Source organism: Pseudomonas canadensis, assembly GCF_000503215.1.
GTDB lineage: Bacteria > Pseudomonadota > Gammaproteobacteria > Pseudomonadales > Pseudomonadaceae > Aquipseudomonas > Aquipseudomonas canadensis.
Genome location: NZ_AYTD01000001.1, coordinates 614063 through 622148 on the forward strand (window position 1 = coordinate 614063; position 8086 = coordinate 622148).

7 protein-coding genes are annotated in these 8086 nt (G+C 58.3%); 2 read left to right on the forward strand and 5 right to left on the reverse strand.

From position 1 onward, the window contains the following. Nucleotides 1-32 precede the first annotated feature (32 nt). The 5 genes from U367_RS0102655 to U367_RS0102675 form a co-directional block, all read right to left on the reverse strand. A complete protein-coding gene (locus U367_RS0102655) occupies nt 33-719 on the reverse strand; it encodes an SDR family oxidoreductase (RefSeq protein ID WP_028615617.1) in 687 nt (228 codons plus the stop codon). Nucleotides 720-754: 35 nt separating this feature from the next. Beyond that, complete coding sequence (locus tag U367_RS0102660; RefSeq protein WP_028615618.1) at nt 755-1336, reverse strand: IMPACT family protein; 582 nt, start codon at nt 1334-1336, stop codon at nt 755-757. A gap of 12 nt (nt 1337-1348) precedes the next feature. After that, nucleotides 1349-2008, reverse strand: coding sequence for a TetR/AcrR family transcriptional regulator (locus tag U367_RS0102665; protein ID WP_028615619.1), 660 nt, complete (start codon nt 2006-2008; stop codon nt 1349-1351). 87 nt (nt 2009-2095) lie between these two features. Continuing rightward, nucleotides 2096-3490, reverse strand: coding sequence for a uracil-xanthine permease family protein (locus U367_RS0102670; protein WP_028615620.1), 1395 nt, complete (start codon nt 3488-3490; stop codon nt 2096-2098). 80 nt (nt 3491-3570) lie between these two features. After that, nucleotides 3571-4491, reverse strand: coding sequence for a LysR family transcriptional regulator (locus tag U367_RS0102675; RefSeq protein WP_028615621.1), 921 nt, complete (start codon nt 4489-4491; stop codon nt 3571-3573). 125 nt (nt 4492-4616) lie between these two features. Between U367_RS0102675 and U367_RS0102680 the strand changes: the two genes are divergently transcribed. Both U367_RS0102680 and U367_RS0102685 read left to right on the forward strand, forming a co-directional pair. Continuing rightward, complete coding sequence (locus tag U367_RS0102680; RefSeq protein WP_028615622.1) at nt 4617-5966, forward strand: aspartate aminotransferase family protein; 1350 nt, start codon at nt 4617-4619, stop codon at nt 5964-5966. A 39-nt stretch (nt 5967-6005) separates the two neighbouring features. Next, the gene (locus U367_RS0102685; protein WP_028615623.1) at nt 6006-7502 is read left to right on the forward strand and encodes a CoA-acylating methylmalonate-semialdehyde dehydrogenase; all 1497 of its coding nucleotides are present in this window, start codon (nt 6006-6008) and stop codon (nt 7500-7502) included. Nucleotides 7503-8086 lie beyond the last annotated feature (584 nt).

Here is an 8086-nt window from a genome sequence, read left to right on the forward strand (position 1 = left end):
ACGGCAATCGGTCGATAACGATCCTCAGGGTTTTACCAGGCGATGGTGTCGCCTTTGTAATCGATGAAATGATGGCCGCCTTTGCCTGTGTAGGCGTTCACCTGGTCCACCAGGCCGCGCACGCTGGTGTCGACATCGATGTGTGCGTTTTCACCGCCCATGTCGGTCTTCACCCAGCCTGGGTGCAACGACAGCACGGTCAACTTATGGTCGCCCAGCTGGGTAATAAAGCTGTTGGTCATGGAGTTGAGTGCCGCCTTGCTGGCTTTGTACAGCGCCAGGTCGGAGCCGTCGGGGATGGTCACGCTGCCCAGTACCGAACTCATGAAGGCCAATACGCCGCTGTCTTTACGGATTTGCCCGACAAAACGCTGGGCCAGGTTGATCGGCGCTACGGCGTTGGTGAAGAACAGTTGGCCGACTTCTGCCAAGGTGGCGTGGCCCGGCTCTTGATTGGCGGGGCCCTTGACGCCGGCATTGACGAACAGCAGGTCGAAGGTCCGTTCCTTCAGGCGTTGGCTCAGGGCGATCACGGCTTGCTGGTCGTCCATGTCGAGTTTTTCGATCTTTACTGGGCCGACGGCCTTCAGGGCATCGGCCTTGCTCGGATCGCGCACGGTGGCGGTCACGTCCCAACCGTCCTGCAATAGTTGCTTGACCAAGCCAAGGCCCAGTCCGCGCGAGGCGCCGATGATCAATGCGGTTTTTGGCGTAGACATGAAAAGCTTCCTTTTAGAGTCGCGGTTCAGGGTGTTCAGCGTTGTAGCAGGATACGCCCACGGCTGAGGTCGGCGAGTTGAATTTGCAGGGTATCGATATGTGCTTCGCCCAAGGCGAGCTGCAACTCGACGCCGTTGGCGGTGAAGGTTTCTTCGACCACCAGCCCGCCCAGTTCAGCGACGCGCAGTTTAACCAGGTTCAGCTCGGCGAAAGCGCAGGCGCAACTCAAGGGCACGCGGCTGATCAGTTCGATGCGTTCGGCATTTTGCAGGCATTTATTGGCGCCTCCGCCGTAGGCGCGGGCCAGGCCGCCGGTGCCCAATTGGATGCCGCCGTACCAGCGAATTACCAGCACCGCGACCTGATCAAACCCTTGTGCCTCGATGGCCGCCAGAATCGGCCGTCCAGCGGTGCCACCGGGTTCGCCGTCGTCATTGCTGCGGTATTGGTCAGCGAGCTTCCAGGCCCAGCAGTTGTGCGTGGCGTTCAAGTCGCTGTGCTGCTCGAAAAACGCCTGGGCATCTTGTGGGCTGGTGATGGGGCCGGCGAGGGTAATGAATCGGCTTTTGCGTATTTCTTCACGAAACTCGCAAAGGCCGGTGAGCGTGAAAGGCATAAGTCGCTTCGTTTAATAGGCGGGCTTGACGCCACAGCCTTTGAGAATGATGTGGATCAGGTTGGTGCCGGCGTCTTCCATATCCTGCTTGGTCAGCTTGGTGCGACCGGTGACGCGGCAGATCTGGGTGGCGAAGTCGGCGTAGTGCTGGGTGCTGCCCCACAGCAGGAAGATCAAGTGCACGGGGTCGATCGGGTCCATCTTGCCGGCGTCTATCCAGGCTTGGAACACTGCCGCGCGGCCACTGAACCAGGCGCGGTAGTCCTGGCTGAAATATTCGGTAAGGCATTCGCCGCCGCTGATGATTTCCATCGCGAAAATTCGCGAGGCCTGGGGTTGGCGGCGCGAAAACTCCATCTTGGTACGGATGTAGCGGGTGAGGGCGACGGCCGGGTCATCTTCGGCGGTCAGCGTGTTGAAGGTGCTGTCCCACAGTTCGAGGATGTTGCTGAGCACCGCAATGTACAGGCCCAGCTTATTGGTGAAGTAGTAATGCAAGTTGGCCTTGGGCAACCCGGCACTGGCAGCGATGGTGTTCATGCTGGTGCCTTTGTAGCCATGGCGCGCGAACTCATCTTCAGCAGCCTGGAGAATCGCTTGTTCGTTCTTTTGCCGAATGCGGCTGGCGGGCTTACCGGCGTGGTTGCTGTGGGCAGGAACTTCGAGGCTCATGGAGGTTTCCGTGCTGATCGATAGAGACGACGTGTGCACAGATAACCCACCCTCAAGCCTCAGACAAGTCCTGATGCAATAAAACCGTCAAAGCGGTTCCAGGGTGTCGCTTTCCGGAGTGTGGTTTGCGGCAGTCGCAGTTGCTTTGGCTTCGGGTAATAACAGGCACAACACAATCGCGGTCAACCCGCCGCTGGTGATGGCGGAGTCGAACAGGTTTTGTACCAGCGTCGGCATCAGGTGCAGCAGGTTCGGTTGCGCTGCGATGCCCAGGCCGACGCCAAACGAGGTGGCGATGATCAGCATGCTACGCCGGTCCAACGGTGCCTGGGCAAGGATGCGCACGCCGGCGGCGGCCACACTGCCGAACATCACCAGGGTGGCGCCGCCCAATACGGGTTTGGGGATTTGTTGCAGTATCGCGCCAATCAATGGAAACAAGCCGAGGCAAAACAGCACCACGCCGATGTATAGGCCGACGTAACGGCTGGCCACGCCGGTAAGTTGGATCACGCCGTTGTTCTGCGCAAAGGTGGTGTTAGGGAAGGCGCTGAATGTCGCAGCGATCATGCAGCTCACGCCATCGCCGAGTACGCCACCTTTAAGCCGGCTTATATAAGAAGGGCCGCTGATGGGCTGGCGGGCGATCATGCAGTTGGCGGTGAGGTCGCCGACGGTTTCGATGCTGCTGATCAGATAAATCAGCGCAATCGGCAGGAAAGCGCTCCAGTCGAAGTTGAAACCGAAGCGAAACGGAATGGGCAGGCTGACCAGAGGCAGGTCGGGCAGGGCTTGAGGCACGAGTTTGCCGCTGAACCAGGCGGCGAGACTGCCGAGGGCCAAGCCGATGATAATGGCCGAGAGGCGTACCCAAGGTGTGTTGGAGCGGTTGAGCAGAATGATCGTCAAAACGACGAACACGCCCAGCGCAAGGTTGGTGGGCGCGCCGAAGTCGGGGGCGTTGAAGCCGCCGCCGAGATCAGTGATACCGACCTTGATCAAGCTGATGCCGATCAGGGTGATGACAATCCCGGTCACCAAGGGCGTGATGACTCGACGCAACTGGCCGATAAAGCGGCTCAGCACGATCTGCACTACAGCGCCGAAAAAGCACACCCCAAAGATCATCGCCATGATGTCTTCCGGGCTGCCACCACGTTGTTTCACCAGGAATCCGGCCGATAGCACTGCACCGAGAAACGCAAAGCTGGTGCCTTGCAGGCAGATCATCCCGGCGCCGATTCCAAATGGCCTACGCGCCTGAATGAAGGTGCCTACGCCGGAGACCATCAGCGCCATGCTGATCAGGTAGGGCAAATGGGCAGTGAGGCCCAGGGTGGAGCCGATGATCAGCGGCGGGGTGATGATGCCGACAAATGCAGCGAGCACATGTTGCAGTGCGGCGAGAAAAGCCGGGGCAGGTTTTGGGCGGTCGTTGAGGCCGTAGATCAGGTCGCTGCTGTTGGACGTTTCTGGTGGCATGGCGGGCAAACTCAAGGTCTATGTCCTTGGGTTATTGCAAAAAGCTGTCCAACTGCTCAGCTTTTAGCTGCTAGGCCGAGTTAGCGGGTTGCCGCGAGACTTTCCAGGAAGCTTTCCAGCACCAAATGGGGGCGTCGGCCCTTGCGCGTGACCGATGCGAGGCTTAAATCGTAAAAACGTGTAGTCGGTTTCAGCGCACGCAGTCGTCCTTGTTGTACCCACAGGCTGGCGTAATGGTCGGGCAGGTAGCCGATATAGCGGCCGGTGAGAATCAGGAAGGCCATGCCTTCGCGGTCCGAAGCGCTCGCGGTGCAGTTGAGGGCCTGGTAATGGGCCTGAATCTCGGCGGGCAGGCGGAAGGTTGGGGCGATCGCGTCTTGGGCATCGATGCGTGCGTCGCCCAACTGCTTGTTGTCGGCGTAGAACAGTGGGTGCCCAACGGCGCAGTAGAGCAGTGAACGCTCACTGTACAGCGGCTGGTATTCCAATCCCGATAGGGCGCTGGCCTGGGGCACCACGCCCACATGCAGGCGGCCGTCGAGTACGCCTTGCTCGACTTCGTTGGGGGCGATCATGCGGATCTGGATTTGCACGTCCGGTCCGCGCTCTTTGAGCTGTGCGAGCGCATGGGTGATGCGCATGTGGGGCAGGGTGACGAGGTTGTCAGTGAGGCCGATGATCAACTCGCCGCGCAAGTGCTGGTGCAAGCCGTTGACCTCGGTGCGGAAGCTTTCCAGGGCACTTAATAGTTGCAGGGCGGATTGGTAGACCTCGCGGCCCTCTTCGGTCAGCGAGAAGCCGGCGCGGCCGCGTTGGCACAGTCTTAATCCGAGCCGTTGTTCGAGATCGCTCATTTGCTGGCTAATCGCCGAGCGCCCGATGCCCAGCACGGTTTCCGCCGCTGAGAAGCCGCCGCATTCGACCACACTGCGAAAGATGCGCAGCAGGCGGATATCGAAGTCGCTGACTTGAGCCAGGGGATCGGGTCGACGGCTGCTCATAGTTTAGTGAAGGCCTGACTGAAGGTTAGAAGAGTTGAATTTCACCGACTTTATCGCCATGGCAATTTAGCTGCAACAACGCTTTTCAATCCCGACGCTGCCTTTTGCCCCGCGAGGTTTTGCTGATGAACATGCCCGAAAACGCCCCATCGTCCCTGGCCAGCCAATTGAAGCTGGACGCGCACTGGATGCCGTACACCGCCAACCGTAACTTCCAGCGTGACCCGCGCCTGATCGTGGCGGCCGAGGGTAGCTGGTTGACCGATGACAAGGGGCGCAAGGTGTACGACTCGTTGTCGGGGCTGTGGACCTGTGGCGCCGGGCATACCCGTAAGGAAATCCAGGAAGCGGTGGCCAAGCAATTGGGCACTCTGGACTATTCGCCAGGCTTCCAATACGGTCATCCGTTGTCCTTCCAACTGGCGGAAAAGATCACTGACCTGACCCCTGGCAACCTGAATCATGTGTTTTTCACCGACTCCGGCTCCGAGTGTGCCGATACCGCGGTGAAGATGGTGCGGGCCTACTGGCGTCTGAAAGGCCAGGCGACCAAGACCAAAATGATCGGTCGCGCCCGTGGTTATCACGGCGTGAACATCGCTGGCACCAGCCTGGGCGGCGTTAACGGCAACCGTAAGATGTTTGGTCAGGCGATGATAGATGTTGACCATCTGCCGCACACCTTGCTGGCGAGCAACGCCTTCTCCCGTGGCATGCCGGAGCAGGGCGGTATCGCGCTGGCGGATGAGCTGCTCAAGCTGATCGAGTTGCATGACGCATCGAACATCGCCGCTGTCTTTGTCGAGCCAATGGCAGGTTCTGCGGGCGTGCTGGTCCCGCCAAAGGGTTACCTCAAGCGTCTGCGTGAGATCTGCGACCAGCACAACATCCTGCTGGTGTTTGACGAAGTGATCACCGGCTTCGGCCGTACCGGTTCGATGTTTGGTGCTGACAGCTTCGGCGTGACCCCAGATCTGATGTGCATCGCCAAACAAGTCACCAACGGCGCGATCCCGATGGGTGCGGTGATTGCCAGCAGCGAGATCTACCAGACTTTCATGAACCAAGCCACGCCCGAGTACGCGGTGGAATTCCCCCACGGCTACACCTACTCGGCGCACCCTGTCGCCTGCGCCGCCGGCTTGGCGGCATTGGACCTGTTGCAGAAGGAAAACCTGGTGCAGAGCGTCGCTGAGGTCGCACCGCACTTTGAGAATGCGCTGCATGGCCTGAAGGGCGGCAAGAACGTGATCGATATCCGCAACTACGGCCTGGCCGGTGCGATCCAGATTGCCCCGCGTGACGGCGATTCGATCGTGCGCCCATTCGAGGCCGGCATGGCTTTGTGGAAAGCCGGTTTCTATGTGCGTTTTGGCGGTGACACCCTGCAGTTCGGGCCAACCTTCAACAGCAAGCCACAGGACCTGGATCGCCTGTTCGATGCGGTCGGCGAAGTGCTGAACAAGATCGACTGATTTCTCCTTCTATATAGAACAACTTTTCAGGAGCCCCGCATGAGCCTTATCCAGCATTTGATCAACGGTGAGTTGGTCAACGACAGCGGTCGCAGTGCCGACGTGTACAACCCGTCCACCGGCCAGGTGATCCACCAAGTGCCGTTGGCCAGCCGTGAAACCATTCAACAGGCAATCGACTCGGCCAAGGCGGCGTTCCCGGCCTGGCGTAATACTCCAGCGGCCAAGCGTGCCCAGGTGATGTTTCGTTTCAAGCAATTGCTGGAGCAGAACGAAGCGCGTATCTCGCAGTTGATCAGCGAAGAGCATGGCAAGACCTTGGAAGATGCCGCGGGTGAACTGAAGCGGGGGATCGAAAACGTCGAGTACGCGTGCTCTGCGCCGGAAATTCTGAAGGGCGAGTACAGCCGTAACGTAGGACCGAATATTGATGCTTGGTCGGATTTTCAACCACTGGGCGTAGTCGCTGGCATTACGCCGTTCAACTTCCCGGCGATGGTGCCGTTGTGGATGTATCCGCTGGCGATTGTCTGCGGTAACTGTTTCATCCTGAAACCATCGGAGCGTGATCCGAGCTCCACACTGTTGATCGCGCAGCTTTTGCAGGAAGCCGGTCTGCCTAAAGGTGTGCTGAGTGTGGTGCACGGCGACAAGGGCGCAGTGGATGCGCTGATTGAAGCGCCGGAAGTGAAAGCGTTGAGCTTCGTGGGTTCGACGCCGATTGCCGAGTACATCTATTCGGAAGCGACCAAGCGTGGCAAACGCGTGCAGGCACTGGGTGGTGCGAAGAACCATGCGGTGCTGATGCCGGATGCGGATTTGGATAACGCCGTCAGCGCGTTGATGGGCGCTGCTTATGGTTCTTGCGGTGAGCGCTGCATGGCGATCTCGGTAGCCGTGTGCGTGGGCGACCAGGTAGCGGATGCGTTGATTGCCAAACTGGTGCCGCAGGTCAAGGCGCTGAAAATCGGTGCGGGCACTTCCTGCGGCCTGGATATGGGGCCGCTGGTGACAGGGCAAGCCCGAGACAAGGTCAGTGGCTATATAGAAGACGGCGTGTCGGCGGGTGCCCAACTGGTGGTTGATGGTCGTGGCTTGAGTGTTGCCGGACATGAAGAGGGTTTCTTCCTCGGTGGCAGCCTGTTTGATCGTGTGACGCCAGAGATGCGTATCTATAAGGAAGAGATCTTTGGGCCCGTGCTGTGCGTTGTGCGGGTGAATAGCCTGGAAGCGGCGATGCAGCTGATCAACGATCACGAATATGGCAACGGCACCTGTATCTTTACCCGAGATGGTGAAGCGGCGCGTTTGTTCTGTGACGAGATTGAAGTGGGCATGGTCGGCGTGAACGTTCCTCTGCCCGTGCCGGTGGCGTATCACAGCTTTGGTGGTTGGAAGCGTTCGCTGTTTGGTGACCTGCATGCATATGGGCCGGATGGGGTGCGTTTCTATACCCGTCGCAAAGCGATCACCCAGCGCTGGCCGCAGCGGGCCAGCCATGAAGCGTCGCAATTTGCTTTCCCTAGCTTGTCTTAAGGCAAGCTGAAAGCCGGCCCCTCGGGGCCGGCTTTCGCGTTTTTGGGGCTTTTCTGACTTATATGACAGAAATATGAAGAAAGGCATTGACGGCAGATTCTGGATGTCTATAATTCGCCCCACTTCCGGCGCAGTCGAAACGGAAAACTCCTTGGTAAACAATGAGTTATGTAGGTTTCGGCAGCGGGTTGCTTCAGCTCATCGAAGCCAAAAGGAAGTTGAAAAAGAGGTGTTGACAGCAGCGTGTAACGCTGTAGAATTCGCCTCCCGCTGACGAGAGATCGGAAGCGCAAGTGGTTGAAGTTGTTGAAGAAATCTTCGAAAGCTTCTGAAAATAATCACTTGACAGCAAATGAGGCTGCTGTAGAATGCGCGCCTCGGTTGAGACGAAAGATCTTAACCAACCGCTCTTTAACAACTGAATCAAGCAATTCGTGTGGGTGCTTGTGGAGTCAGACTGATAGTCAACAAGATTATCAGCATCACAAGTTACTCCGCGAGAAATCAAAGATGTAACCAACGATTGCTGAGCCAAGTTTAGGGTTTCTTAAAAACCCAAAGATGTTTGAACTGAAGAGTTTGAT

Coding starts and splice junctions, on each gene's coding strand:
- U367_RS0102675 (WP_028615621.1), bottom strand. CDS start 4,491: ATGAGCAGCCGTCGACCCGATCCCCTGGCTCAAGTCAGCGACTTCGAT.
- U367_RS0102680 (WP_028615622.1), top strand. CDS start 4,617: ATGAACATGCCCGAAAACGCCCCATCGTCCCTGGCCAGCCAATTGAAG.
- U367_RS0102685 (WP_028615623.1), top strand. CDS start 6,006: ATGAGCCTTATCCAGCATTTGATCAACGGTGAGTTGGTCAACGACAGC.
- U367_RS0102670 (WP_028615620.1), bottom strand. CDS start 3,490: ATGCCACCAGAAACGTCCAACAGCAGCGACCTGATCTACGGCCTCAAC.
- U367_RS0102665 (WP_028615619.1), bottom strand. CDS start 2,008: ATGAGCCTCGAAGTTCCTGCCCACAGCAACCACGCCGGTAAGCCCGCC.
- U367_RS0102660 (WP_028615618.1), bottom strand. CDS start 1,336: ATGCCTTTCACGCTCACCGGCCTTTGCGAGTTTCGTGAAGAAATACGC.
- U367_RS0102655 (WP_028615617.1), bottom strand. CDS start 719: ATGTCTACGCCAAAAACCGCATTGATCATCGGCGCCTCGCGCGGACTG.